The organism is Streptomyces sp. F001 (genome assembly GCF_004187715.1).
In the GTDB taxonomy this organism is placed as follows: Bacteria; Actinomycetota; Actinomycetes; order Streptomycetales; family Streptomycetaceae; genus Streptomyces; species Streptomyces flavusporus.
This window is the reverse complement of the sequence record NZ_QZWF01000029.1, coordinates 1-25,505: the sequence shown is the minus strand read 5'-3', so window position 1 is coordinate 25,505 and position 25,505 is coordinate 1. Positions and strand designations below refer to the sequence as shown.

Below are 25,505 nucleotides of genomic sequence, written 5' to 3'. Positions count from 1 at the left end.
CCTCGTGCGGCGGGTACGGACGCTGCGGCCGGGGCTGCGCGTGAGACCGGTTTCCTGGACTTCAACGTCCCGTCCGTGCAGCGCGTGCTGGAGTCTCTCGCAGCGGAGGGTGTCCGCGATGTCGTGGCCCTTCCGCTCCTGCTGACCCGGGCGTTCCATGCGAAGGCCGACATCCCGGCGGTCCTGCGGGACGCGCCCGCGGCAGCTCCGGATCCGCCAGGCGGAGGTGCTGGGTCCTCCCCGCTGCTGCTGTCGGCGCTCGAACGCGGCTGTACGAGGCGGGCCTGACGCCGGCCGACAAGCCCTCGACCGGGGTCGTGCTGGCCTCGGCGGGCTCCACCGACCCGGAGGCGATCGCAGTGATCGCAGAAATCGCGCGGGAGTGGCGGCACACCGGTTGGTGCGCCGTGCGACCTGCGTTCGCCTCCGCTGGTTCTCCCCGCGGGGTTCCCCCGCACCGAGGACGCGGTACGGGAACTGCGCGCGCTCGGCTGCCGGCGCATCGCCGTCGCCCCGTACGTCCTGGCCCCGGTTTCCTGCCGGACCGCATCGCGCGGGGCGCGGCCGAGGCGGACGTACTCGCCGATGTCCTCGGCCCGGCGCCGGAGGTGGCACGGGTGCTGCTGGAACGGTACGACGGGGCGCGGACGCCGCTGCGGGCGGCGGTCGGCGCGTAGGCGCTCCGCTTGAGTGCCGCGCCATGTCGTCTGTCATCTGCGGCGCCGTCGTGGCTGGTCGCGCGCACGCGGCGGAGCCGCATATCGGCACAGCCCCGCGCCCCTTCAGGGCGCGGCACTCGACCCACCCGGCCTGCGGACGGTCACCCTGCCGTCGGCTCGGTGAGTTCCACCAGCTTGACGACCGTGTTCCAGTTCCGGGTCGTGGCGATCACGCCCTTGTTCAGCCGCGGTCTCGCCAGGTACTCGCCGAGCTTGGACCGGCCGAGGCCGTTCGGTGCGTACAGGTACAGGGCGCGGTCGCCGAGCCGGAACTCCTCGGGGAGGAAGGCCTCCTGGTCGATCTCCGCGAAGCGTTCGGCGTCGACGGGCGCGGAGAAGTACGTGACGTGGAGCTGCTTGGCTTCCAGATCGGCGGCCGGGAAGGGACAGGCCTCGCTGTCGCGCTTCAGGTAGGCGTGGTCCCGCACGATCACCTCGACGCGAAGCCGAACTTCCGCTCGACGGCCCGGGTGAGCTCGGCGGCCAGGACTCCGCGTCGCCGTGCTCGCTCGTGAACACGGCCTGACCGCTCTGCAGATACGTGCGCACGCTGTCGTGACCGAGGCTTTCCATCAGGGTGCGCAGATCGGCCATCGGGACCTTCTTGGCGCCGCCCACGTTGATTCCCGCAGCGCCGCGCATACGTCGTCGTCACCCGCACCACCCTAGGGCCTGTCCGGCGGATCAGGCCGGAATCGCGGGGCCTGGCACGCCCATCTGCGGCGTTGTCGTCGGTCGTTGGAGCCGGCCCGATCCGCCGGACAGGCCCTAAGCGGCCGTCGTGCCCCGTGGGGGCGGGCACGACGGCCGCGTCCTGTGGTGCGGGCTGCGCGAAACTCTGGCCGATGGGCGGGCCCGGATCAACACCTACACGCACCTGTGACTTGTTCAACAAGGTTTCGTAATCACAAACGGTGCGAAGGGGATCCCTGATCGCCGACCCCGACATCTCCCGATGGATGTAGGGGGCCGCTGTCCTCCCAGTGCTGAGAGGAGGGAGGCCGTCGGGAGGACCCGGGCGTCCGGCACTTCACCGGGCAGCACGACGAGATGGCTTTATCCGGCCCATACCTTCGAAGCGAAAGGTGGCGGCAGGGGGCCGCCGCCGCTCACGAGGGGGCAGCCCGTCATGGGGAACGGAGAAACACGGGTGCGGGGACTCGCCGCCCGGGCAGGCGGCTGGAGCGCCCGGCACCGATGGGCGGCGTCGGAATCTGGGTGCTGTTCGTCGTCCTGGCGATGGGGCTCGGTTCGGCGGCGGGCCGGGTCGACGTCAAGGACAGCGACCAGCTGAAAGGCGAAACACACACCGCCGCCAAGATCGTCGAGGACGCCGGGATCGACGAGCCGGCCAGTGAGACGGTCCTGATCCAGGCGAAGGACGGCTCGCTCACGGCCACGGACAGCGAGTTCCGGGCCGCCGTCACCGCGGTCGTCCAGGCAGTCGAGGGCACGGCAAGGTCACGGACGTGACGTCGCCGTACGACACACAGACGATCTCGAAGGACGGCCGCAGCGCGCTGGTGCAGTTCGACATGCGCGGCGAGGCGGACACCGCGGCGAGCGCGTGGAGCCCGTGCTGAAGGCTGTCGAGGACGTCCAGAAGGACCACGAGTCGCTGCGGATCGAGGAGATCGCGGCGCGAGCATGATGAAGACGTTCGACGACGCGTTCGGGGACGACTTCCAGAAGGCCGAGTACTCCGCGGTGCCGGTGGCCCTCGGCATTCTGCTCATCGCCTTCGGCGCGCTTGTGGCGGCGCTGCTGCCGGTGCTGCTGGCGATCACCGCGATCATGGCGACGATGGGCCTGATGGGCGTCGTCAGCCATGTGATGCCCATGAGCGAGACCGCGAACTCCGTGATGCTGCTGGTCGGTCTGGCCGTCGGTGTCGACTACTGCCTGTTCTACCTGCGCCGGGAGCGCGAGGAGCGGGAGGCCGGCCAGGACGCGCAGACCGCCCTCAGGGTCGCCGCCGCCACCAGTGGCCGGCGATCATCGTCTCCGGTGTCACGGTGTGCGTGGCGATGGCCGGCATGCTGTTCACCGGGCTCGCCGAGTTCGAGGCGATGGGCTGGCGTCGCTGATGGTCGTGGCGGTCGCCATGGTCGGGTCCGTCACCGTCCTGCCCGCCCTCCTTTCGCTGCTGGGCGGGCGGGTCGAGAAGGGCAAGGTCCCCTTCCTGCACCCGGAGAGCCGGCTCCGTCGCAAGCGGGGGCGCGGCAACCGTGAGAGCCGGTTCTGGACGGCCGTGCTCAAGGGTGTGCTCGCCGGCCCGTCCTCTCGGTCGTCGTCGCGACCGGCGCACTGCTCGCCGTCGCGGCTCCCGCGGTCGGCATGAAGACGCAGAACCTCACGCTGGACCAGGAGTTCGGCGACTCCCTGCCCATCGTGGCGACGTACAACCGCGTCAACGAGGCTTTCCCGGGCGGTGCCGAGCCGGCCGAGGTGGTCGTCAAGGCCGACGACATCAACGCTGACGAGGTGACGTCCGCACTCGCCGACTTCCGTGAGCGGGCGGTCAGTTCGGGTGCCTCGCGCGGACCGGTGGAGATCAAAGCTGCACGACGACATGAACGTCGCCTTCGTATACGTCCCGCTGGTCGGCGGCTCCGACCTCGACAAGGCGGGCGCGAGCCTGGAGAAGCTGCGCGACGAGGTACGGCCGGCCACGCTCGGCAAGGTCGACGGCGTCGAGGCGCCGATCACCGGCCAGGTCGCCGGCTCGCAGGACTTCAACGACCAACTGGGCGGAGCCGTCGTCCCGGTCTTCGCGTTCGTCGTGGTCTTCGCCTTCGTGCTGATGCTGCTGTCGTTCCGCTCGCTCACCGTCGCGATCACCTCGATCGTGCTGAACCTGCTGTCGGTGGGTGCGGCGTACGGCATCCTGGTCGCCGTCTTCCAGCACGGCTGGGTGCCTCGCTGGTGGGCGCGGAGGGCGTCGGCGCCATCGTCAGCTGGCTGCCGCTGTTCCTGTTCGTGATCCTGTTCGGCCTGTCGATGGACTACCACGTGTTCGTGTCTCGCGGATCCGCGAGGCGCGGCTGCGCGGCCGCAGCACGAAGGACGCGATCCAGCACGGAGTGGTCACCACGGCCGGGGTCGTCACAGCGCCGCGGTCATCATGGTCGCCGTGTTCGCGATCTTCGGGACGCTGTCCATGCAGTCCATGAAGCAGATGGGCGTGGGCCTGGCGGCCGCGGTGCTGATCGACGCGACGATCATCCGCGGTGTGCTGCTGCCGGCGGTGATGGCGCTGCTCGGTGAGCGCAACTGGTACCTGCCGAAGTGGCTGCACCGGCTGCCGGACCTCACGCACGACGAGTCCACCGAGGCGGTGGCAACCGCAGCCGCCGGCGGTGGAGGGGGAGCGGATGGGGGTCTGACCCTGCCCCCTTGCACTGAGGGCCCGTTGGTTCCCCTGGGGAACCAACGGCCCTCAGTTGTGCCTGTTATTTCCGGAGTTCGGCCTCGATGAGGTCGGCGGCCCGCTGCGTACCGCCCTCCTTCGCCATCTCCGCCTGGAGGTCCGTCAGCCGGCGGCCACCTCCGGTCGTCGACGAGCGCAAGGGCCGCCTCGCGCAGGGTTTCCGCGGTGGCCTGCTCCGCCGGGACGTGGCGGGCGACACCGAGCGCCTGCAGCATGTCCGCGTTGCCGAACTGGTCGACGGCCTGCGGTACGGCGATCATCGGAGTGGCCGTGGCCATGCCCTCCTGGCTGCCCGCCCGCACCGGCGTGCGTGACGAACAGGTCGGCCTCCTTGAGGATCGCCAGCTGCGGGACCCAGGAGCGTACGTCGACATTCTCGGGTACGTCCCCCAGCTCGGCCGGGTCACGTGCTTGCCGATCTGGAGCACCAGGTGCCAGCCCGGCAGCTCACCGAACGCCTTGATGCACTCCCGGTAGAAGTCGGGCTGCTTGGTGAAGGCCGACCCGAGCGAGACGAGCACGACCTTCTCGGCGTCGGCGGGCCGCTGCCAGTCGCCCTCCGCGCTGCGGTCGCCCTGGCAGGCGCCGACGAAGGTGTGCACGGACTCGTCGACCCGGTCGGCGTTGGGCTGCAGCGTCTTGGGGATCAGGACGAGGGAACGGGCCGGGCGCCGGCGAACGGATCGGGATGCTGGGGATCCCGTTCTCCTCCAGCCAGCTCTGGAAACGGCGTAGTAGGCCGGCGCGCTCGGTCTTCTTCGGCTCCTCCACATCGGCTCGGCGACCTCCTCCTCGTAGCCGTCCCAGGCGACCAGGTTCGGTGAAAGGGAGATCGCGGGCCACGCCCCAGCGGTGGGCGAGGACCCGGGCCGTAGGAGGCGATGTCGTGCAGGACGAGGTCCGGCTCGTCGCCCTCGTACGCCTCGATCAGCTGCGGCAGTCCTGGATGGCGTCGTCGAGGAAGGGCTCGACGTTGTCCAGCAGCGTGGTGCCCCACGCCTCCGGGTCGGTCGTCGGGCGAGGGCAGCGTCGAGTTCCAGAGCTTCACCTCGGCACCGGTCTCGGCGACCTTCTCCGCGAACACCGGGGGGATCGCATACGTCACCCGATGCCCGCGCGCGACGAGCTCGCGGATCACCTCGAGGCTCGGGTTCACGTGGCCGTGGGCGGCGATGGAGAACATGGCGATATGGGTCATGGTCAGGACCATAGGCGAGACGATACGTCTCGTGCAACCTGGTTTCACGGGGCCAGCACCTCGTGCAGCCTCAGCCACGCCCCGGCGGCACCTCGCCGACGAGGACCCCTGGGTCAAGGCGCGCCACGCGGTACGCCGCGTCGACCCGCCGCCCCGGGTGGGCCCGGCGCAGCGACGCGTGCAGCGAGCCGCCGACTCCGGAGAAGCCCAGCTCGACCAGGCGCCGCCAGCTGTCGTGGGTGCCGGCGTCGAGCAGTGGGGTGCGGCGCCGCTCGATCCGTACGATCCCGGCGTCCACGCGTGGCACGGGCCGGAAACTGTGCCGCCCGACCCGGCCGACCAGCCGCCACTCGTGCCACGGCCAGGTCAGGATCGTCAGCCGGGTCCAGCTTCCGTAGTCGCCGGTGCGTTTGCGGGCGTACTCGAGCTGGGTGAGGAGCGTGGCGTCGGTGAGAGCGGGTGCCCGCAGGCACCAGTCGACGATGGCGGCGGTGCGGGAGAAGGGGACGTTGCCTGCGACGGAGAAGGGAGTGCGCGGGGGACGTGCGGTGAGGAAGTCGTCGCCGATGATGCGGACGTGGGATGTGTCCGAGAAGCGGGCTCGCAGGGCGGGGACGAGTCGTGGGTCGATCTCGTACGCGTGCAGTTCGCGGCAGCGCGGCGCGAGCAGCTCGGTCAACGCGCCTTTTCCCGCGCCGACTTCGAGCAGCAGAGGCTCTCTTTGCGGCGCGGGACGGCGAGTTGGGCGAGGCGCGCGGCGGCGCGCGGTCGGTGAGGAAGTTCTGCGAGAGCGCGCGGGAAACGCGGGTGGGGCGGCCCATGGCCTGCGGTCCTTGTCTTCCGTGACGGGAAACGGGCAGACGAAGGCCCCGACCGGAAGACGAAGAAATGGAGGAGTCGCCAACGCGCGGGCGTCAGCGCGTGTTGCTCCCCGGGCCGGTCAGGGCACCGGAGCCGCGGCGCATCCGGATGGAGTACGTGCAGCCCCGGCCGTGACCGGAGATGAAGATCGCATGGGGTCCCACGTACGGCACGCTAGGCGGGCCGGGATGGGGCGGGCAACGGATTTTCCGCGGGACGGCCCCCACGCCGTCCGACCTGTGGGAATGCGACACTGGCGGGCGGTGGGGATCAGGACAGCCGGGGACACGGAGGCGGACGATGGACGAGGCACGGGCGCGGGACGTACTGGTCGCGGCGGGGGTACTGCCCGGTCCGGCGCCGGACGTGCGGCTGCTCGCCCTGGGCGAGAACGCGGTGTTCGCCGCCGGTGACCTGGTCGTCAAGGTGGGCCGTGCCGCGGAGCTTTTCGACCGGGCGCGGCGCGAACTGGACATCGCGGTGTGGCTGGCCGAGGCGGGCGTACCGGCGGTGCGGGCGGCCGAACCCGAGGCGCTGCTGGTGGAGGGGCACCCGGTGACCGTGTGGCACCGGCTGCCCGATCCGGTACGGCCCGCCGAGCCACAGGACCTGGCCGAACTGCTACGGGTCGTGCACGCCCTGCCCACGCCCTCCTTCGAGCTGCCGCCCCGCGAGCTGCTGGGCGGTGTGGAGCGCTGGCTGCGGCTGGCGGGCGACGCGATCGATCCGGCGGACGCGGCGTATCTGCGTGAGCGGCGGACGGGTTCGCGGCGGCCGCGGGTGGGCTGCCGCCTCATCTGCCGCCGGGGCCCATTCACGGGGACGCGCTCCCCCGGAACGTCCATGTCGGACCCGACGGTCCTGCCTGGTCGACCTGGAGACCTTCTCCGCCGATCTGCGTGAGCACGATCTGGTGGTCATGGTGCTTTCCCGTGACCGGTACGGGGTGCCTGCGGCGGCTTATGACTCGTTTGTCGAGGCATATGGCTGGGATGTGCGGGAGTGGGAGGGGTGTTCGGTGCTGCGTGGCGCACGAGAGACGGCCAGTTGTGCGTGGGTGGCTCAGCATGCGCCCAGCAATCCGAAGGCGTTGGTCGAGTTTCGGCGGCGGGTGGCTTCGTTGCGGGAGGGGGACGAGACGGTGCGGTGGTATTCGTTCTGAGCGGTCGGCTCAGCTGGGGTTGGCGAGTTGCTGGGCCCGGTCGGTCAGCTCGGTCTTCCTGATCTTTCCGGTCGCCGTCATCGGGAACTCGTGCACGACCTCCACCAGTGGCACCTTGTAGGGCGCCATGTTCTCGCTCGCCCAGGCGCGCAGGGCCGATGCATCCGTGGCGGTGCCCGGGCGAAGCCGGACGAACGCGACCGGGACCTGGCCCCTGGCGGTGTCATCGGCCGGGACCACGGCGGCCGTGTGCACGTCCGGGTGGCGGCCCAGGAGCATCTCGACCTCGGCCGGGAACACGCTCATGCCCTTGACCTTGATCATGTCCTTGTCGCGGCCGAGGTAGTGCAGGCAGCCGTCCTCGTCGATCCGGCCGTTGTCGCCGGTGTGCAACCAGCCGTCGCGCAACTGCTTCGCGGTCGCCTCGGGCTTGTTCCAGTAGCCGGTCATCACCGAGGGACTGCGGACGACGATCTCTCCGGCCTCGCCGATCTCCACCGGCTCACCGGTTTCGAAGGACACCACCGCGATATCCGTTCCGGGTACGGGCACGCCGCAGAAGACCGGCTCCGCCTTCAGGTCCCGGTCGTCCTCGACCATGCCGTAGGGCGTCGCGTCGAATGTGTGCGTCTCGGTCATCCCGTAGGCGGCCTCCCGCAGCAGCGAGTCGGCACCACGGTCTGCGCCCACCGGTGCCGGATCTCGGGAGTGAGCTTGCGGATGAAGGACATGGCCATCGGGTCGGTGAGCGAGCTCAGGTCGAAGGACGAGAGATCGGGCTGGTCGAGGAGTTCCAGGTAGTTCTCCACCGTGCCGACCATCGTCGACACCCGGTGGGTGTGGATGGCGCGGAGCACCTTCGCCGGGTCCCAGCGTGCCATGAGCACCGAAGTGCCGCCGAGGACCAGGGGGTTGAGAATCCCGAGGTTCTCGCCGGCGATCCAGAAGACCGGGATGTAGCAGAGCCCGACGTATCCGCTGTCGGCATTCCTCCGGGTGGCCCCCGCGCTGCTGGCGGCGGTGTAGATCATGTGCCGCTGGGTGTGCATGCAGCCCTTCGGCAGCCCGGTCGTACCGCCGGTGTAGTTGAGCGCGGCCAGGGCGTCGAGGTCGGTCGGCGGTCCGTCGACGGGGTCGTGTGCCACGGCCTGCGCCCAGCGGTGCACCGAAGCCCCCTCGGGGACCGCGGGTCGGGACTGCCCGGGTGCGCCGGACATCTCGGTGGGCGAGGTGACGAGGACCTCCCGAACCGCGGTCTGCCGGCGGACCGATTCGAGCAGCGGCAGTAGCGTGTCGAAGGTGACCACGACCTCGGCGCCGCTGTCGTCCAGCTCGTAGGCGAGCTCGGTGCTCCGGAACATCGGGTTCACCGGCACGTGCACCGCGCCGAGGCGCAAGATGGCGAGCATGACGGACGATGAACTGGCGGGCTGTTGGAAGGTGGGACGGCGACGCGATCGCCGGCCGTCACGCCACCGAGTCGAGCCACCCGGCGACCCGCCGAATCAGGTCGTCGAGTTCGCGGTAGGTGACGGTGCGCTCCTCGAAGACGATCGCCGGGCGGTCCGGACAGCGCACTGCCCAGTGCGCGACATGCTCGGGCAGGGAGATCTCGCCGAGCGGGTAGACGACCTCGGACGGCGTGCCGTGCGGGCGGACCCTGACCTGACGGGCTCGCAGATCTTCCAGGTGTTCCTCGATTTTCATGCCTGCTCCTCCTTGAGCGAGAACATCGAGCAGTCGGTCGGCGGACCGTCACCAGGTGTCGACGAACGACCTCCGGCGGCCGTCGAACGGTCGGGCGGCGTACGGTGTGAAGGCGTTGGTGATCCAGCGGCGGGTCTCAGCCGGGTCGATGACATCGTCGAGCTCGAAGACGGTCGCGGCGTTGACCGCCTTTCCCTTGGCGTACTGCTCCGCGAGCAGTTCGTCGAAGGCCTGCTGCCGGGCTTCCGAGTCGCCGATGGCGTCGAGCTCGCGCCGGTAGCCGAGCCGGACCGCACCCTCCAGGCTGCCCCCCCGATCTCGCCGGTGGGCCAGGCGACCATGGCCACCGGGTTGCGGAAGCTGCCCCGGCCATCGCCTGGGCGCCCAGGCGTAGCCGCGCAGCACCACCGAGAACACGGGGACGCTCAGGTTGGCCCGGCGACGAAGAGCCGACTGAAGTGGCGACGGTCGCCGTCGTCTCCGCATCGGGCCCACCATGAAGCCGGGCGTGTCGCACAACGACACGACGGGCAGGCCATGTGCGTCGCACAGCTGGAGGAAGCGGGCCATCTTGTCGGCCGCCGGGCTGTCGATGGCGCCGCCGAGGTGTCCGGACCAGGCCCATCGGCCGGCCCTCGATGCGGACCAGGGCGGTGATGACGCCGATGCCGAACTCGGTGCGCAGCTCCAGCACAGAGCCGGTGTCGGCGAGCAGATCGATCGCCTCGCGCACGTCGTACACCCGTACCCGGTTCTCCGGGATCACGTGCGCAACCTGCGCTGGTCCGCGCAGTCCCACGCGTCCACGACGCCCTGGAAGTACGAGAGGTACTTCTTGGCGACGCCACGGCCTCCTGCTCGTCCTCGACGAGGATGTCGACGACACCGTTGGGCACCTGAACCGACATCGGGCCGACTCCTCGGGGAGGAACTGCCCGAGGCCGCCGCCCTCGATCATCGCCGGACCGCCCATGCCGAGCGTCGTGTCGCTGGTGGCGATGATGACGTCGCAGCATCCGAGCAGCGCGCGTTGCCGGCGAAACAACGTCCGGATGCGATGCCGACCGTCGGTACCAGCCCGCTCAGACGCCCATGGTGGAGAACGTCCAGCCCGGACGCGGAGGTGGTGTCGCGGGGCCGGCCACCGCCGCCTTCGGCGAAGAGCACGACCGGCAACCGGCGCTTTCGGCGAGTTCGAGCATCCGGTCGGTCTTCTTGTGGTTCAACTTCCCTGTGTGCCGGCGAGAACGGTGTAGTCGTAGGACATCACCACGCACTGGCTGCGGTCGGCGCCGAACTGCTCGCCGTTGACCGGCCGATGCCCGCGACCAGACCGTCGCCGGCGTTGGGCGATCAGGTCGTCCAGCGACCGGCGCTGCCGCTGAGCGGCAATCACAAGGGCGCCGTATTCGGTGAAGCGTCCGGGCCGCAGAGATCGCGAGGTTCTCGCGTGCGGTGCGGTGCCCGGTGCGCCGACGTCGCTCACGGCCTGCGGCCGGGCCTCGTCGAGGCCGATCCGGTGACGTTCGATCACCTCTGAGAGGTCCGGCCGGATCTCCTCCAGTCCACCTCGGCGGCCTCTTCGCCGACCTCGTCCGCGACATCGGCCGGCGTGAGCACCACCAGCTCAAGCCCGCGGAGACGACGCCGACGGCGACCCGGACGTCGCGGACCGGCCGCTCGAAGGGGCGGTCAGGACGTGCTCCATCTTCATCGCCTCGAGGACGAGGAGCGGAGCACCGGCACGCACCTCGTCACCGGCTCGGACCTCGACGGCCACGACGCTGCCGGGGAACGAGGCGGCAAGGACGGCGCCGTCCCCGGTGGCATCGGGGGCAGCACCGGCTTCCCCGGCGTCCGCCGGGACGAGCTCGTCGAGGTGGTCATCGACGAACGTGGTCGTCATCGCCGCGTCGCGGAAGACCGGGTGCTGGAGCACGGACCGGAGCAGCGGGACATTGGTCGCCGCACCGGTGACAGCGAACTCCAGCAGGGCGTTGTCCGCTCGCGCAGCAGCGTCGGCGAAGTCCCGCGGACCGTACGGGTGACCACCTTGGCGAGCAGCGAGTCGAACGCCCCGCTCACCCTGAGGCCGGTGCGGCCGTGGTGTCGACGCGGACGCCGGGTCCGCCGGGCGGTTCGAAGACGGCCAGGGTGCCTGCGGAGGCTCGCGCCGAACCGTCCGGGCGATCTCCTCCAGGTTGACCCGGCTCTGGATGGCGAAGCCGCGGGGAGCCTGGATGTCGTCCTGCAGCAGTCCTGGTCCGCCAGGTCCTGCCCACAGCCACCTGCAGCTGTGCGACCACGAGGTCGACGCCGGTGAGCTCTTCGGTGATGGTGTGCTCGACCTGGAGCCGGGGGTTGGTCTCGATGAAGTAGTAGGTCTCCGGTGAGTCGGCGTCGACCAGGAACTCGAAGGTGCCGAGCCCGCGGTAGCGCGTCGCCGAGGCATCGTGACCGCCGACTTGATCAGCGCATCCGCGTCCCGGCGGGCAGCCAGGGACTGGGGGCGATCTCGATCAGCTTCTGGTGACGCCGCTGGACGGTGCACTCCCGCTCCCACAGATGGGTCACCGCTCCCGTGCCGTCCCGATGACTGGATCTCGATGTGCTTCGCGCGGGGCAGCAGCTGCTCGACGTACACCTCGCCGTTGCCGAAGGCTCGCTCCGCCTCGGACCGGCAGCGCTCGTAGGCCAGGGCAGCTCGTCCGCGTCGAACACCGCGCGCATTCCGCGTCCGCCGCCGCCCGCGAGCGCCTTGACCATGACACCGGCACCGGGGCCGAGGCCCGTAGTGAAGGCCTTGCCTCTTCGAGGCTCGCTCCGCCAGGGGTCGCCGCGAGCACCGGTACGGCGTGCTGGGCAGCGAGTTCACGCGAGCGCGCCTTGTCGCCGAACAGACCGAGCAGTTCGGGGAGGGGCCCACGAAGGTCAGGCCGGCCTCGGCGCAGACCTGGGCGAACTCCGCGTTCTCGCTCAGGAATCCGTAACCGGGATGGACCAGCTCGCACCCGCGCGCCGGGCGATCTCCACGATCCGGCCCGCGTCGAGGTAGCCGCAACACCTTCCCCGGCCAGCAGATGGGCCTCGTCCGCCAGGCGGGCGTGCAGCGCGTCACGGTCCTCGCGGGAGAAGACGGCGACGGTCCGCAGGCCGAGTGTGGCGGCGGCCCGGTGGATCCGGACGGCGATCTCACCCGATTGGCGATCAGAACACTGCTCAAGGAATTCATCCTTCTCGGGGCGGTCCGCGCGCAGCGAGTATGTGTTGACATTGACGTCAACGTCAATAGGGTGGACGCATGGCGACTGCGAAGAAGGCGTGGAACACCCGGGAGAAGCTCGACCGCGAGGACAGCGCCACCCGCGCCCAGCTGCTGCGGGCGGCGCGATCGGTCTTCGAGCAGCGCGGCTACGCACGCACCGCGATCGCCGACATCACGGCCGCGGCCGAGGTCAGCCGTGCCACGTTCTACGTCTACTTCGCGTCGAAGGAGGCCGTCTTCGGCGTGCTGGCCGGCGAGGTGCGGGACCGGTTCCTCGCGGCGCAGGAGCTGGACGGTCTCGATGCCGAGGATCCCTACGCCGTAGCCGAGGCGACGATCGCGGCCTACCTCGACGCGTACGTCGAGAACCTCGCCTTCCTCACCGTCCTCGAGCACCAGGCGATCACCGATCCGGCGATGTACGCCCTCCGGGAGGAGATCCATACCGCCCGCGAGGGCGCGGTGCGCGCTACATCGCGCACTTGGCGCAGCGGGGCATGGCGGACCCGGTGGCACCGCCGGAGGCCGTGGCCACCGCGGCCGGAGGCATGGTCGCGGTCTTCGCCCCGGGCGTTGCGAAGGAACCGAGTACCCGGGCCGAGGCGGTTGCGCATCTCACCGCGATGTACCTGCGTCTGCTCGGAGTCCCCCTCGGTTCTTCTGCAGTGTGATTGCACGGACGCCGAATGGGCCGAGGTTTGTGTGTCGCTGTCTGCACGGTGACCCACGGCTCGTCGGCCACGTCGCGCGGAGTGACGCGGCGCTTGGCGGCCAGAGGGTGGTCGGAGGGCATGGCCACGTCCAGCGGCTCGCGCAGCAGCGTCGTCGTGGCCACCGTGTCCGGCCATGGCGGGGCATGGTCGAGGCGGTGGGCGACCAAGGCACGCCCCGCATCGAGCGCATCGCGGCGCCTGCCCCGGTGTGACGGCAGGATCTCGCTCCGGGGCTCAGACCGTCTCGCCCGTCACCGGCTCCCCCGCCGGCTCCCTCAGTGGCCATGTCCCGTCGATCACCGCGGTCGCGTCGCCCTTGCGGCGCAGGAAGCTCTGGAAGTCCGCCGCCCACTCGGCGTACCACTCGATCTGGCGGCGGTGCAGTTCCGCCGGGCCGAGGGCCGCGATCTTGGGTGGCGGGTGGCTATCGCGCAGGCCAGCCGGGCCGCGGCGAGGGCGTCGGCACAGGCGTCGTGCGCGGAGTCGAGTGTGATGCCGTACTCCGGCAGACCGCTTCGAGGTTGCGCTTGCCGCGGCGGTAGCGGTCGACCCAGCGGTCGATGGTGTACGGGTCGATGACCGGAGCGGGGTCCAGGCCGCCCAGGCGCTCGCGCAGGGACGGCAGCGCGTACCGCCGCAGCTCGGCGGAGAGCAGGCTCAGGTCGAAGGCCGCGTTGTAGGCGACGACCGGCACGCCCGTCTTCCAGTAGCCACGAGGACGTCCGCGATGGCGTCCGCCACCTGGTCGGCGGGGCGGCCATCGGCGGCCGCGCGCTCGTTGCTGATCCCGTGGACCGCCACCGCGTCCGCCGGGATCTCCACGCCGGGATCCGCCAGCCATTCCTTGTGCCCTGTGGGCTGCCCGTCCCTGACCTCGATCACGGCCCCCGTGACGATGCGCGCCTCGCGCGGATCCGTCCCGGTCGTCTCCAGGTCGAAGCCGATCAGCAGCTCCCGGTGCCAGCCCATGGGCGGCCCCCTTCTTGGTGGTGCGTTCCCCCAGTGGTCTCCACCTTCCCATGCGCACTGACAATCAGAGGACTGCATTCCGCTTCCGCAGTGGGCGGTCAGGACACGGGCCGCGAATCCGCCCACATGAGTTCGAACTCCTCGCGGTACGTCGGGAAAAGCCACCTTCGTCGATCTCGTCCGACTTGACCACCCTGCTGCCGTTGCGCAGCACCAGGACCGGCGCCTCCAGCCCCGCGTCCGCCGCAGATAGGACTGCACGACCGCGATGCCGTCGGAACCGTCGCCGTCCACGAGGTACGCCGTGAAGCGGGGCGTCTCGTCGAAGACCTGGATCTCGAAGGCACCCGGGTCACGCAGCCGGGACCGCACCCGGCGCATGTGCAGGATGTTCATCTCGATCGCGCGGCTCAGCTCACCCCGCTTGATGCCGAGTTCACGCTCGCGCCGCTTCACCGCGCTGGAGGCCGGGTTGAGGAACAGCAGCCGCACCCGGCATCCGGCCTCCGCGAGGCGCATGAGCCGCCGGCCGGAGAAGTTCTGCACGAGCAGGTTGAGGCCGATCCCGATGGCGTCGAGCCGGCGCGCCCCGCCGAAGATGTCCTCGGCGGGAACCGGCGCAGCAGCCGCACCCGGTCGGAGTGCACGGCGACCACGTCCGCGTACCGGTCGCCGACCAGGTCCTCGACCGCGTCGACCGGCAGCCTGCGCGCCGACGGCACGTCGCCGCCCGTGCCGAGGATCTCGAGGAGGCGCGCCGAGGCCCGCTCGGCCTGGTTCAGCACCGCCTCGGACAGGGCGCGGTTGCGCGAGACGACGTTCCGGGTGACCTCCAGCTCGTCCATGGCCAGCTCGACGTCCCGGCGCTCGTCGATGTACGGCTCGAAGCACGGCCAGTGCTGCACCATCAGCTCGCGCAGCTGCGGCAGCGTGAGGAAGCTGAGGACGTTGTCGTCGGCCGGGTCGAGCAAGTAGCCCTTGCGGCGACTGACTTCGCGCACGGCGACCGCGCGCTGCACCCACTCCTGCCCGGCCGGCCCGGCCGCGGCGACCACCCAGTCGTCGCCGTGGACGGGTTCGTAGATGGGGCGCAGCACCGCGGCCACGACCGCGCGCAGCCGCTGTTCGACGAGGTTCAGCCAGATGTAGGCGCGGCCGGCCGCTGAGCGCGCGTACGCACCTCGCGCCAGGCGTCGGCGTCCCAGTCCAGTTCGGGGCCGATGGAGTGGGTCTCCATCGGCCGGGCCAGGGACACCGTGCCGGGCGGGACGTCTGCGGAGTTCCCTCGTGACCTCGTCACCAGGGGGCAGCTCCAGCCTCCCAGCCACCCGCGCACCGTTCCGTCCCCCGAGCACTCCCCGTCTCAACGATCAAGGAAGGGTACTCCGGGAGCGGTCGGCGGTGCAGCCGGATGGACAGGCTCGTTTCCCAACTTCCTTATTCCACGTGCCCGTTCTGATCGGCCAGCTCCCTCGGCGTGAGCGGATTCATAGCGGTCACGTCACGCGGGGCGATGGACAGGCCCTGCCAGTGGACCGGCATGGCTGCTGGTCCTCGTCGCGCGCTATGTGGTGGAAGCCGATGTTCACCCAGACCACGGGGTGTTTGAGGGCCTGTCCGTTCACCACCTGTCGACGGACTTTCCATGGCCGGCGCCGCAGTTGGGCAGGTTGTCGCTGGCGAACTGCTCGCACTTGTTGTACTCGGTGAAGTACACGTCGTGCTTGGTGTAGCCGCGCCCGGGGTACGTGGCGCTGGGGCCGGGGACGATCTCGTACGAGCGGTCGTGACCGTCCTTGTTCTTGCGGTCGCGCTGACGACCCGCCACCAGCGCATGTTCCTGGCGTCGCCGCGAGTTCCTTGGTGACCGGGGTGCGGGTCGTCTTGTTGCTCGGTGCCGGCGGCCCGCCGCGGCGCGCTGACCTTGGAGTCGTACTGCTCGATCTTCCCCTTGGATGAGCCGTCGAGGTTGAAGTTGAGCCGCCAGAAGACGTTGTGGCTGTGGCTGGTGGCGTAGTCCTTGGCGCCTTGCCGATCGGCCAGCCGCGACCGTCGCCGGCGTCGTAGTCCTCGGGGGCGAGGGTGCGGTGGCGCCGACGTTCATGTTGATCGTGCCGTCGTCCTGGAAGCGCCACTCGGTGATGTACTCGTACCAGCCGACCTGGTTGACGGTGTAGACGAGCAGGTCCTTGCCCTGCTTCTGGAACACCTTGTTCGCGCGTCGCCCTGCATGCGGTAGGCTGGCCACGCGAACGGGTCGTGGTGCACAGCCCTTGACGTTCTCGCGGGAGGGGTCCCAGGCCTCGGGGACCCGAACGGTCTTGATCGTGCCGCCGGGGCACTCGCCGGGCGCCAGGTCCATCAGGCCCTGACCGAAACCGGCCTGGTGAGGTCGCTGTACTCGTTCTTGCCGTCGTCGTACGGCACGTGGATCTGCCCGAGCTTGGCGGTGGCCAGCACTTGATGGGCCGGGACTCGCCCGGCGGCTGGTACGAGATGTGCTCCAGGACGAGGCCGGCCTCCTTGTGGTAGGCCAGCACATGCGCCAGGTGGTGCCGGTCGAGAGCTTCTGCTCGATGCGGTACGCGGCGCTGCACTCGGCCGCCGGGGCCGGGGCGGCCTTGGGCTGGGCCGCGGCCGGACCCGCCCGGTCGTGGTGCCGGCGGCCAGCCCGGCCACGGCGAGGGCCAGGGCCGTCCGCCTGCGGGCACGGCTGTTTCTGATCACGGGCATGACGAAGTGACTCCCTGCGGAAGGCTTGCTCCATGGAGCAAGTTGGAAAAGTGGACTGGCTTTCGGCGCGAGCGCGGCGGCTCAGCGGTCGAGCTCGGCCACCTTGCGGGCGCTCAGATCGATCACCAGGGAACGGGCGTCGATCCACGACCCGTTCTTACCTTGGGGAACAGCCGCACACAGCGGTGCTCGCCGCACTGGTCGAGTGCGGCGGGCTGGGCGCCGGCGACGCCGGTAGACCATGCTGTTGAGCAGCAGTTGGTCGGGCGAGGTGAGTTCCCTGCCGGTGGTGTCCTTGTAGTCCGCCTTCAGGCCCGCGCCAGTGGATCGGCGATCAGCAGCGGGCGGCCTCGGTGGCCTCGGCGCGGGTCAGCGGCGGCTGGACGCCCTGCTGGGTGCCGGTCCGCTCGACTTCCCCGTCTCGAGATTGACGGTCTGGTGACGAGCGTGTCGTGACGGTAGTCGTAGAACGTGGCCTCGGCGCCCGGGCGCGTCCGGTCGTCCAGCTCGCGGCCTCCGGGTCCGCGAGGTCGACACCAGTCGCTGCGGCCACGGCCCCGTCGACGTCCTCACCGGAGGTCGCAGCTGCCGGCTGAGGGCGATCCCTCGACCTGCTCGATCTCGTCGTCGGTGAGCGGGTCCCGGCCCGTGCCCTTCTCGCCTCGACGGGGCTTCCTCCACCACGGGCGAACCGCTGCCTGGCCCTGCTGCCGGGCCCCTGGGCGCCTGCTGGGCGCTCTGGCCGGCCGTCCCCCGGACTGTGTCCGCTCGCCGTACCGGCAGCGTGACGCCGACCATCACGGCGGTACCGCACCGCAATGGCCGACCGGCCACCACCTTGCCCAGATGGCGGTGCACTATCTTTGCGCACATTTTCCCCCTACTCCCCTGACTCCTCGGGAGTACGTGTTTGCCCCATGGTTCGGCATACTGGGTATGCACTGGTCGATCGGTAAGAGGGCAGTAAGCCGGAGGGGTTCCATCACTTTCGGGGAGACTCGTGTCAAGGCGGCCCCACGGGGCGGCACACCTGGAAGAGTCGTGTCCATGCAGGTCTGGCCTGAGAGGCATATCCCTCGGGGCCACTACGACGGCGCCGGCACCAATTTCGCGGTCTTCACGGAGGCCGCGGACCGAGTAGAGCTGTGTCTGCTGCACGACGACGGTCCGAGACGGCGGTGGAATGCCGGGAGAGCGACGCGTTCGTGCGACACGTACTGCCGCGTCATGCCGGGGCAGCGGTACGGCTACCGCGTGCACGGCCCGTACGCCCCGGAGCGGGGTCTGCGCTGCAACTCCGCGAAGCTGCTGCTCGACCGTACGCGCGCGCGATCAGCGGCTCGATCGAGTGGGGCGAGGAGGTCTACGGCTACCGTTCGGGCCACCGACGGCGCAACGACCTGGACTCCGCCCGCACACCATGTCGTCGGTGTGGTGAACCCGTACTTCGACTGGGGCGACGACCGGCGGCGGCGCGCACGAGTACCACCACACGGTGATCTACGAGGCCATGTGAAGGGCCTGACGATGCGGCACCCCGGGCTGCCGGAGGAACTGCGCGCACTATGCGCACTCGCCATCCGGCGGTCATCGAGCACCTGACGGCTGGGCGTGACCGCCCTGGAGCTCATGCCCGTACAACCAGTTCGTCAATGACCACCGTCTGGTGGACATGGGCCTGAACAACTTGGGCTACAACACCATCGGCTTCTTCGCCCGCACAACGCGTACGCCTCCTGGGGCGACCGCGGGCAGCAGGTCCTGGAGTTCAAGTCGGCGGTGCGCGCGCTGCACGAGGCCGGGATCGAGGTCATCCTGGACGTCGTCTACAACCACACGCCGAGGGCAACCACCTCGGTCCCACGCTGTCCTTCCGGGCCTGGACAACCCGTCGTCTACTACGTCTCGCGGACGACCCCCGCTACTACATGGACACCACCGGGACCGGGAACTCCCCTGCTCAGCGGTCCCCGCACGTTCTGCAGCTGATCATGGACTCGCTGCGGTACTGGGTCACCGAGATGCACGTCGACGGCTTCCGCTTCGACCTCGCCGCCACACTGGCCCGCCAGTTCCACGAGGTGGACCGGCTGTCGTCGTTCTTCGACCTGGTGCAGCAGGACCCGGTCGTGTCGCAGTGAAACTGATCGCCGAGCCGTGGGACGTGGCGAGGGCGGCTACCAGTGGCAACTTTCCGCCCCTTGGACGGGGAGTGAACGGCAAGTACCGCGACACCGTACGGGACCTGTGGCGGGGCGAGCAGCGCACGCTCGCGAGTTCGCCTCCCGGCTCACCGGCTCCTCGGACCTCTACCAGGACGACGGCCGCCCCCCCTCGCCTCCATCAACTTCGTGACCTGCCACGACGGCTTCACCCTGCACGACTGGTCTCCTACGACCACAAGCACAACGAGGCCAACGGCGAGGACAACCGCGACGGCGAGAGCCACAACCGGTCCTGGAACTGCGGCGCGGAGGGCGAGACCGACGACCCGGCCGTGCTGGAGCTGCGGCCCGGCAGATGCGGAACTTCATCGCCACGCTGATGCTGTCCCAGGGTGTGCCGATGATCAGCCACGGCGACGAGTTCGCCCGCACCCAGCGCGGCAACAACAACGCATACTGCCAGGACAGCGAGCTGTCCTGGGTGGTGTGGCCCGAGGACGGCAGCGACCTGTTCGACTTCACGCGCGCGATGGTGTGGCTGCGCAAGGACCACCCCGTCTTCCGCAGGCGGCGCTTCTTCCACGGGCGGCCCGTGAGGGCACCCACGACGACCTGTCCGACATCGCGTGGTTCACGCCGGAGGGCCGGGAGATGACCCAACGGGACTGGGAGTCCGCCCAGGCGTCCGCGCTGACGTGTTCCTCAACGGCAACGCGATCTCCGAGCCCGGTGCGCGCGGGAACGCATCACCGACGACTCCTTCCTGCTGATGTTCAACGCCTCACCCAAGGCGCTGGACTTCGTCGTGCCGGTCGATCACGGACACCAGTGGCACGTCGTCGTCGACACCGCCCGACCCGACGCGGTGCCGCCCGGCACGGACGCGAAGGTGGCTGCGGCGACCGTCTGACACTGCCGGACCGCAGTCTCACGGTGTTGCAGCGGCCCGCCTAGGTGTGGACTCGAGAGAGCCCGCTGCCGCGCTCGTCACTCACGCGCAGGGGACGATGACAGGAAACCCGGCGGGGCGGGTACGTAGCTTTCCATGACACCTGAGCGTCCTGACCCGGTGGTGCCCACGGCCACCTACCGGCTGCAGCTGCAGCCCGAGTTCCCGTTCGGGGCCGCGGCGGCGGCCGTGCCGTACCTGGCCTCGCTCGGCGTCTCGCATCTGCACCTCTCCCCTGTCCTGGAGGCCGTACGGGCTCACTGCACGGATACGACGTCGTGGACCACGCGCGCGTGCGCGCCGAGCTGGCGGCGAGGACGCACTGCGCGCGCTCGCCCGCACCGCGAAGGAGCACGGCCTGGGGCTGGTGCTGGACATCGTGCCGAACCACATGGCCATGGCCCCGGCACAACCGCGCCCTGTGGGAGGTGCTGCGGGAGGGACCCAAGTCGCCGTATGCGCGGTGGTTCGACATCGACTGGGAGGCGCAGGGCGGTCAGGTGCTGCTGCGGTGCTCGGGCAGCCGCTCGGCGCCGAGATCGACCGTCTGGAGGTCGACGGCGACGTCCTGCGCTACACGACCATGCCTTCCCGCTGCGTGAGGGCACCGGAGCTGCCGGTGCGCAGCTCCTGGATGCACAGTGGTACCGCCCGGTGTGGTGGCGGCTGGCCGTACCGAGCTCAACTACCGGCGTTTCTTCAGCATTTCGGAGCTCATCGGGCTGCGGGTGGAGGTACCGGAGGTCTTCGAGGCCACACACGCCAAGATCCTGCAGCTCCTGCACGACGGTGTGGTGGACGGGCTGCGTATCGACCACCCCGACGGGCTCGCCGATCCCGACGCCTACCTGCAGCGCCTGCACGAGGCGACCGGCGGCCGCTGGACGGTCGTGGAGAAGATCCTCTCCGACGGGGAGCACCTGCCGGCCTCCTGGCCTGTCGCGGGCACCACGGGCTACGACCCCTGCGGCACGTCGACGGCCTGTTCACGGATCCCCGGGCGCCGGGGAACTCCTCGGCCAGTACCGGCGGTTCGCCGCCCCCCAGACGGACCGGGGCGGGAACTGGGAGGCGACGGTGCGCCGCGCCGCGTACCGGGTGCTCGAGCACGAGCTGGCCGCCGAGGTGGACCGGCTGACCCGGGTGGCGAGCCGGCTCTGCGTCACGTCGCCGGATCCCGCGCTGCGCGACCGCGCGCCCTGGGCGCTGCACACCGCCCTGCGGGAACTGCTCGTGCGGATACAGGTCTACCGGCCGTACGAGTCCGGCGACGCCGCTTCCGTCGTCACCGAGGAGGCCGCCGCGCAGGCCCGGGCGGCCTTCGTCGTGCCCGAGGAGGCCGGTGCGGTCGACGTGGTGCGCGCCTGGTGCTCGGGCGCCACGTGACGGTCCGGACCATCTGGAGTTCCGCGCCCGGTTCGCGCAGACGGCATCGGCGCTGCGCGCGAAGTCCGTGGAGGACACTGCGTTCTACCGCTATGTGCCGCTGTTGTCGGCGACCGAGGTGGGCGGGAATCCGGGAGCCCCGCCATGCCTCGGAGGACTTTCACGCCTACTGCGCCGCGTGCAGCGCGACTGGCCCGGCACCGGGACCGTGGTGTCACACACGACACCAAGCGCAGCGCGGACCTGCGGGCGGCGCTGGCCGTGCTCACCGAGTGTCCGCAGCTCTGGGCGGACACGCTGGCCGAGGTGACCCGCACGGGCGAGGGCGTACCGGACGCCCAGCTCGCGTGGGCGGCCTGGCAGACGGTGTTCGGACTCGGCCCGGCGGATCCGGACCGGGTGCAGCGGGCGCTGCTCAAGCACATCCGGGAAGCCGGGCTGTACACGAGCTGGACGGAACAGGAGCCCCCGTACGAGGAGGCGGTGGCGGCGTTCGTCGCGGCGGGCCGTGCGGGGCCCGGGCGAACGGGTGCACGCCCTCCGGCACGCTGGAGCCGCACATCCGGGCGAACATGCTCGGCACCGCGCTGGTCCACCTGACGATGCCGGGGTGCCGGACCTGTACCAGGGCACGGAGGGCGAGTACCGCGCGCTGGTCGATCCGGACAATCGCCGGCCCGCCGGGTTCCCGCCCGGGGACCTTGGCGACAAGGGGGCGGTGACCGGGGCGGCGCTGCGGCTGCGCAGCGGCGGCCGGAGGTGTTCGGGGACCGGCCACGTACGCGCCACTGCCCGCCGAGGGGCCCGCGGCGTCCCACTGTGCGGCGTACGTGCGCTCCGGGGAGGTCGTCACCGCCGTCACGCGGCTGTCGCTGCGGCTGGCGGAGGCGGGCGGCTGGCGTGACACGCGGCTGACGCTGCCGCCGGGTCGCTGGGCCGACGTACTGGCTCCGGAGCGGAGTTCACCGGGCACGCGCGCGTGGACGACCTTTTCGCGCCACTGCCGGTCGCCCTGCTGGAGAGGTGGGCTGAAGGGCGCGGGGAGCCGTGGGTCCGGCGCCGGAGCCGTTGGCACGGCCGGTGTGCCTCCGGGACCCCCTGGCGCCTCCCCGCGGCGTCCTTGACACCGCACGGAGACCGTGCGGTACTGCGGGTGCGAAGCCGGGCGGAAACATGACGGGGGTGAGTCTCCTGCCGGAGCTGCGCTACCCACCGTGACCGAAATCGTGTCGTCCGCCCGGGCGTTGGCCGCTAGCACCCCCGCTTGTGTTCCTCCGGCAGGTCGGCGTCTCCCGCGGCGGCCGCCCCCTGCGTCTGCTGTCCGTCGGCCGCGCCCCGCGCGCCGTCCTGGTCGTCGCGGGCGCCCACGCGAACGAGCCGACCGGGGGCTCCACACTTCTCACGCTCGCCGAACGGGTCGTGCACGAACGCCCGTTGCGCTCCGGTGTGTCCTGGCACTTCCTGCTGTGCGCGGACCGGACGGGGCGAGCCTGCACGTGACGCCGGCGCCGCGCAGCCTGCTCGACTACCACCTCGGCTTCTTCCGGCCCGCGGGCCCGGAGCAGCCGGAGTGGTCGCCGGCCGTGCTGCCGCCGGACCGGTTGCCGCCCGAGACGCGTGCCCTGACCGGGGTCATCGACGAGCTGCGCCCGTACCTCCAGGTGACCCTGCACGGACCGACCTGGGCGGCAGCTGGGTGCAGTTGACGAAGGACGTCCCGGGCCTGGCCGAGCCGTTCGCCAAGTCGGCGGCGGAGCTGCACATTCCGGTGGAGACGGGCGCTTCGGACGCCGCCGGCTGGCCCGCGGCGGGCCGGGGTGCATGTGATGCCGGGTCCCGGTTCGCGCGGCGTACCGAGCATGCCGGACGACGCACGGCGCAGCACCTGGTACCACGTGCACCGCTACGGTGGTCTGACCGCGGTCGTGGAGGTGCCGATGTGGCGAGCGACCTGGTGGACGACCCGGCTCGCATCCGGCGCCGGCCGCGGCATGCGCCGCCTCGCGAGCCGGCTGCTGCGGGACACCCTGGAGGTGGAGCGGGTGCTTGACGAGGCGCAGCCGCGTCTGGAGGGTGTCGACGGGCCCCGTTACGGGCCGCGAGGTGGGCGCTGGAGCTGGTGCCGGGCTGGCCGCGGACTGGAGGCACACACCACCCGCCGACCACACGCGCGCGTATGTGGGCAGCGTCGACGCGTTCGCCCCTGCCCTGCCGCTGCGCGGCGATGCTGTTGCGGGTCCTTCAGGAGAACGACGACCGCGCGGCACCACGCCTCGAGCGGCTCGTCGCGATGTGGAGCGACGCCTTCGCCGAGCGTTTCCGCGCCCGCTGCCCTTGGAGCATCAGGTCGAGCACCAGTCCCGCACGGTCGTCGCGGCAGCCCTGCACGCGCGCGAACGATCGGGCTGAAGCCCAGGGCCTGTTGCGAGAGAGGCGCCTGCCGCGCGACGCCTCTCTCGCAACAGGCCCTGGCCGCCGAAGCGCCGCGACGCCGCTCCACGCGCGCGTGCCGGGTTTTCCCCCCGGCGTCAACGGTCCTGCACGAACACCGCACCGGTACGGGCCACCCAGGTTCGCGAACGTCTCCCGGTACTCGATCGGCCGTCCTTTCCACCGTCCGCGCGCGTGGGCGGTCACGGGCGCGTAGACCATCGGGCAGTAGCCGTCCTTCAGGGGGATACGGCCGATGTCGCCGTCCACCGCATCGAGCTGGTTGCAGGCCTCGGCGGCCCGTCGGTGTCCCTGGGCGGGTCGCACCGCAGCAGGGTGCTTCGTGGTTCGCCGGACCGGGCGTCGCCCCGGGTGACCGTGAGGTAGAGCCAGTCGCCGGTGCGGGCCTCCTGGACCGTCCCCTGTGCGGGCGTCACGCCGACGACGAGCAGTGCGGCCGCCGCCGGCAGAACGCCCCGTACTACGTTCGCTGTGAGGATGTGCGTCATTCCCGATGCATCGCACGACCGGCTCGGGTCCCCAGCCCGGATCACCCGAACGGGAGGTCGCGGACGCGTGCCGCAGGGCCAGTTCGAACGCGTCGAGCACCACCTGTGACTGGTACTCGACCTGGCGCTGCATGGGGATCCAGCGGGCCCCGCAGTCGTCACGGTAGTCGGCGCACCACGCGTCGACGAGCGGGTCCAGCTCCGGGAGCACACCGGCCGGGTCGTCACCGGTGGCGGTGGCGAGCTGGTGCAGCAGTCCGGCCGTCCGCAGGGCGAGGCGCCGCCCGGCGATGCGCAGGGCGGCCAGGTGGGCGCTGCTGAGCGGCGCAGCGGCGCGCCCGGTCGCCCAGGTCGGGGTCCCAGGCGTCGGCGAGTCCGGGGCAGACGAGCAGGTAGTCGTCGACCGGCGCCAGCAGGCGTGCGGCGTCCGGGAGCGCGGCGGCATGCGGGCGCACGCGCGCGAGGAGCCGCCGCAGCAGCAGGGTGTCGTGGCGCAGCGTGCGGCTGACGGTGCGCAGCGCCCCGTCCGGTCGGCAGGCACGGAGCCGTCCTCCACGGCCGCCACGCCCCACATGGGCGCCTCCACGACGGCCGTGACCGTGCCGTGCCGGTGCGGGTGGTACCACGTGGACTCGACGGCGGCCTCGGTGATGGCCGCGGCCAGATCGCCCCGGCGCGGCGAGGGATCCGGTAGACGGCGGTCCCAGGCTCGGCCAGTACAGGGTGTCGTAGGCACCGAGTTCGCGCGGGATGCCGAAGCGGGCCGCGGCGCGGGCCACGCGTTGGGCGAGGCCGGGCAGGTCGCGGGTCAGCTCGACGAAGCCGCCGCCGATGTCGACACCGTGCAGGAGCCCTGGAAGAAAGGTTTCAGTTCGTCCTGGAGGGCGAGCAGGGCACGCGTCTCCGGCAGGACGGCTCCGTCCGCGCCCTCGGGCAGCCATTCGGGCTGTTCCAGGAAGCCGGGGCGGAAGAAGTGCCGGAAGTACTTCTCGAGGCTGTACGGGCCCGCCAGCCAGTTCTCGTTGCGGCGCAGTCCGTCGGGTCGAGGCACAGCAGCAGGTTCCAGGTGACGTCGGCGCCGTCGGTGAGGCTGCGGTCGGCGAGCACCTGCCCGGCCAGGCGCAGGGCGGTGGCGCCGCCGACGGGCTCGTTGGCGTGCGGTCCGGCCACGACCAGGGCCTGACGGCGGCCGTGGCCGAGGGACAGCAGGTGCAGCGGGGTACCCGCGCGGGAGACGCCGATGCGGCGCAGCCGGGCGGTACGGGGTGGCGGGCGACGAGGGCGGCCGCTCGTGCACCCAGCTCGTCGA

Annotated in this window: 12 protein-coding genes and 18 pseudogenes; 7 read left to right on the top strand and 23 right to left on the bottom strand. The window is 71.0% G+C overall.

The window, feature by feature from the left end; all coding sequences use genetic code 11:
- Positions 1-677, top strand: a pseudogene (locus tag StrepF001_RS39690) (sirohydrochlorin chelatase); the annotation flags it as partial.
- 143 nt (positions 678-820) lie between these two features.
- Here the strand turns inward: StrepF001_RS39690 and StrepF001_RS39685 are convergent.
- Positions 821-1,374 (bottom strand): annotated as a pseudogene (locus tag StrepF001_RS39685) (DUF1697 domain-containing protein).
- Between the two features lie 474 nt (positions 1,375-1,848).
- On the opposite strand from StrepF001_RS39685, the pseudogene StrepF001_RS39680 reads away from it, so the two are divergent.
- Positions 1,849-4,105 (top strand): annotated as a pseudogene (locus tag StrepF001_RS39680) (MMPL family transporter).
- A 66-nt stretch (positions 4,106-4,171) separates the two neighbouring features.
- Here the strand turns inward: StrepF001_RS39680 and mgt are convergent.
- Together mgt and erm are read right to left on the bottom strand one after the other, a co-directional pair.
- Positions 4,172-5,384, bottom strand: a pseudogene (gene mgt, locus StrepF001_RS50260) (macrolide-inactivating glycosyltransferase).
- 7 nt (positions 5,385-5,391) lie between these two features.
- A pseudogene (gene erm / locus StrepF001_RS39670) lies at positions 5,392-6,168 on the bottom strand (ErmE/ErmH/ErmO/ErmR family 23S rRNA (adenine(2058)-N(6))-methyltransferase).
- Between the two features lie 340 nt (positions 6,169-6,508).
- On the opposite strand from erm, the pseudogene StrepF001_RS39665 reads away from it, so the two are divergent.
- A pseudogene (locus StrepF001_RS39665) lies at positions 6,509-7,370 on the top strand (aminoglycoside phosphotransferase family protein).
- A gap of 9 nt (positions 7,371-7,379) precedes the next feature.
- On the opposite strand, the gene StrepF001_RS49855 reads toward StrepF001_RS39665, so the two are convergent.
- The 12 genes and pseudogenes from StrepF001_RS49855 to StrepF001_RS49825 form a co-directional block, all read right to left on the bottom strand.
- Entirely contained in the window at positions 7,380-8,009 is a 630-nt protein-coding gene (locus StrepF001_RS49855; protein WP_276322884.1) for an AMP-binding protein, read from the bottom strand.
- The gene (locus StrepF001_RS48930) at positions 8,006-8,779 is read right to left on the bottom strand and encodes an AMP-binding protein (protein ID WP_276322883.1); all 774 of its coding nucleotides are present in this window, start codon (positions 8,777-8,779) and stop codon (positions 8,006-8,008) included. The genes StrepF001_RS49855 and StrepF001_RS48930 overlap by 4 nt, the downstream gene beginning before the upstream one ends.
- A 58-nt stretch (positions 8,780-8,837) precedes the next feature.
- Entirely contained in the window at positions 8,838-9,077 is a 240-nt protein-coding gene (locus tag StrepF001_RS48925; protein ID WP_240797905.1) for a hypothetical protein, read from the bottom strand.
- A 48-nt stretch (positions 9,078-9,125) separates the two neighbouring features.
- The gene (locus StrepF001_RS49850; RefSeq protein ID WP_276322882.1) at positions 9,126-9,647 is read right to left on the bottom strand and encodes a carboxyl transferase domain-containing protein; all 522 of its coding nucleotides are present in this window, start codon (positions 9,645-9,647) and stop codon (positions 9,126-9,128) included.
- A gap of 100 nt (positions 9,648-9,747) precedes the next feature.
- A pseudogene (locus StrepF001_RS49845) lies at positions 9,748-10,035 on the bottom strand (hypothetical protein); the annotation flags it as partial.
- A gap of 124 nt (positions 10,036-10,159) precedes the next feature.
- A complete protein-coding gene (locus StrepF001_RS46705; RefSeq protein WP_206307101.1) occupies positions 10,160-10,303 on the bottom strand; it encodes a hypothetical protein in 144 nt (47 codons plus the stop codon).
- A complete protein-coding gene (locus StrepF001_RS46700) occupies positions 10,300-10,611 on the bottom strand; it encodes a hypothetical protein (RefSeq protein WP_129802972.1) in 312 nt (103 codons plus the stop codon). The genes StrepF001_RS46705 and StrepF001_RS46700 overlap by 4 nt, the downstream gene beginning before the upstream one ends.
- Before the next feature lie 93 nt (positions 10,612-10,704).
- Complete coding sequence (locus tag StrepF001_RS48920; RefSeq protein WP_240797904.1) at positions 10,705-11,016, bottom strand: acetyl-CoA carboxylase biotin carboxyl carrier protein subunit; 312 nt, start codon at positions 11,014-11,016, stop codon at positions 10,705-10,707.
- Positions 11,017-11,158: 142 nt separating this feature from the next.
- Positions 11,159-11,485, bottom strand: a complete 327-nt coding sequence (locus StrepF001_RS49840; RefSeq protein WP_276322886.1) for a hypothetical protein — start codon at positions 11,483-11,485, stop codon at positions 11,159-11,161.
- Between the two features lie 61 nt (positions 11,486-11,546).
- Positions 11,547-11,807, bottom strand: coding sequence for a hypothetical protein (locus tag StrepF001_RS49835; RefSeq protein ID WP_276322885.1), 261 nt, complete (start codon positions 11,805-11,807; stop codon positions 11,547-11,549).
- A gap of 229 nt (positions 11,808-12,036) precedes the next feature.
- A pseudogene (locus tag StrepF001_RS49830) lies at positions 12,037-12,309 on the bottom strand (biotin carboxylase N-terminal domain-containing protein); the annotation flags it as partial.
- Positions 12,206-12,496, bottom strand: a pseudogene (locus StrepF001_RS49825) (hypothetical protein); the annotation flags it as partial. The pseudogenes StrepF001_RS49830 and StrepF001_RS49825, both read right to left, overlap by 104 nt.
- Here StrepF001_RS49825 and StrepF001_RS39635 point away from each other — a divergent pair.
- Entirely contained in the window at positions 12,379-13,065 is a 687-nt protein-coding gene (locus StrepF001_RS39635) for a TetR/AcrR family transcriptional regulator (protein ID WP_129802969.1), read from the top strand. The pseudogene StrepF001_RS49825 and the gene StrepF001_RS39635 sit on opposite strands and share 118 nt — an antisense overlap.
- On the opposite strand, the pseudogene StrepF001_RS48905 reads toward StrepF001_RS39635, so the two are convergent.
- From StrepF001_RS48905 to StrepF001_RS48900, 5 genes and pseudogenes are all read right to left on the bottom strand, one after another.
- Positions 13,046-13,222, bottom strand: a pseudogene (locus tag StrepF001_RS48905) (LysR substrate-binding domain-containing protein); the annotation flags it as partial. The gene StrepF001_RS39635 and the pseudogene StrepF001_RS48905 overlap by 20 nt on opposite strands.
- A 67-nt stretch (positions 13,223-13,289) precedes the next feature.
- Positions 13,290-14,024: pseudogene (locus StrepF001_RS39625) on the bottom strand (3'-5' exonuclease).
- A 98-nt stretch (positions 14,025-14,122) separates the two neighbouring features.
- Positions 14,123-15,379 (bottom strand): annotated as a pseudogene (locus StrepF001_RS39620) (SAV2148 family HEPN domain-containing protein).
- Between the two features lie 82 nt (positions 15,380-15,461).
- Positions 15,462-16,757: pseudogene (locus StrepF001_RS39615) on the bottom strand (copper amine oxidase).
- 334 nt (positions 16,758-17,091) lie between these two features.
- A complete protein-coding gene (locus StrepF001_RS48900) occupies positions 17,092-17,310 on the bottom strand; it encodes a hypothetical protein (RefSeq protein ID WP_240797903.1) in 219 nt (72 codons plus the stop codon).
- A gap of 494 nt (positions 17,311-17,804) precedes the next feature.
- Here StrepF001_RS48900 and glgX point away from each other — a divergent pair.
- The 3 pseudogenes from glgX (at position 17,805) to StrepF001_RS39595 (ending at position 23,666) form a co-directional block, all read left to right on the top strand.
- Positions 17,805-19,876: pseudogene (glgX, locus tag StrepF001_RS48895) on the top strand (glycogen debranching protein GlgX).
- A gap of 91 nt (positions 19,877-19,967) precedes the next feature.
- Positions 19,968-22,281 (top strand): annotated as a pseudogene (gene treY / locus StrepF001_RS39600) (malto-oligosyltrehalose synthase); the annotation flags it as partial.
- A gap of 158 nt (positions 22,282-22,439) precedes the next feature.
- Positions 22,440-23,666 (top strand): annotated as a pseudogene (locus StrepF001_RS39595) (M14 family zinc carboxypeptidase).
- Between the two features lie 222 nt (positions 23,667-23,888).
- Here StrepF001_RS39595 and StrepF001_RS50255 read toward each other — a convergent pair.
- From StrepF001_RS50255 to StrepF001_RS39585, 3 genes and pseudogenes are all read right to left on the bottom strand, one after another.
- A pseudogene (locus StrepF001_RS50255) lies at positions 23,889-23,957 on the bottom strand (serine protease); the annotation flags it as partial.
- Positions 23,927-24,196, bottom strand: coding sequence for a hypothetical protein (locus StrepF001_RS39590; protein WP_346656995.1), 270 nt, complete (start codon positions 24,194-24,196; stop codon positions 23,927-23,929). The gene StrepF001_RS39590 and the pseudogene StrepF001_RS50255, both read right to left, overlap by 31 nt.
- Positions 24,193-25,505: pseudogene (locus tag StrepF001_RS39585) on the bottom strand (M14 family zinc carboxypeptidase); the annotation flags it as partial. The gene StrepF001_RS39590 and the pseudogene StrepF001_RS39585, both read right to left, overlap by 4 nt.

Bases quoted from the DNA above. Each gene is read 5' to 3' on its own strand.
- StrepF001_RS49855 (WP_276322884.1), bottom strand. From the start codon at position 8,009: ATGACCGAGACGCACACATTCGACGCGACGCCCTACGGCATGGTCGAG.
- StrepF001_RS48930 (WP_276322883.1), bottom strand. From the start codon at position 8,779: ATGCTCGCCATCTTGCGCCTCGGCGCGGTGCACGTGCCGGTGAACCCG.
- StrepF001_RS48925 (WP_240797905.1), bottom strand. From the start codon at position 9,077: ATGAAAATCGAGGAACACCTGGAAGATCTGCGAGCCCGTCAGGTCAGG.
- StrepF001_RS49850 (WP_276322882.1), bottom strand. From the start codon at position 9,647: ATGGCCCGCTTCCTCCAGCTGTGCGACGCACATGGCCTGCCCGTCGTG.
- StrepF001_RS49835 (WP_276322885.1), bottom strand. From the start codon at position 11,807: ATGCGCGCGGTGTTCGACGCGGACGAGCTGCCCTGGCCTACGAGCGCT.
- StrepF001_RS39635 (WP_129802969.1), top strand. From the start codon at position 12,379: ATGGCGACTGCGAAGAAGGCGTGGAACACCCGGGAGAAGCTCGACCGC.
- StrepF001_RS39590 (WP_346656995.1), bottom strand. From the start codon at position 24,196: ATGACGCACATCCTCACAGCGAACGTAGTACGGGGCGTTCTGCCGGCG.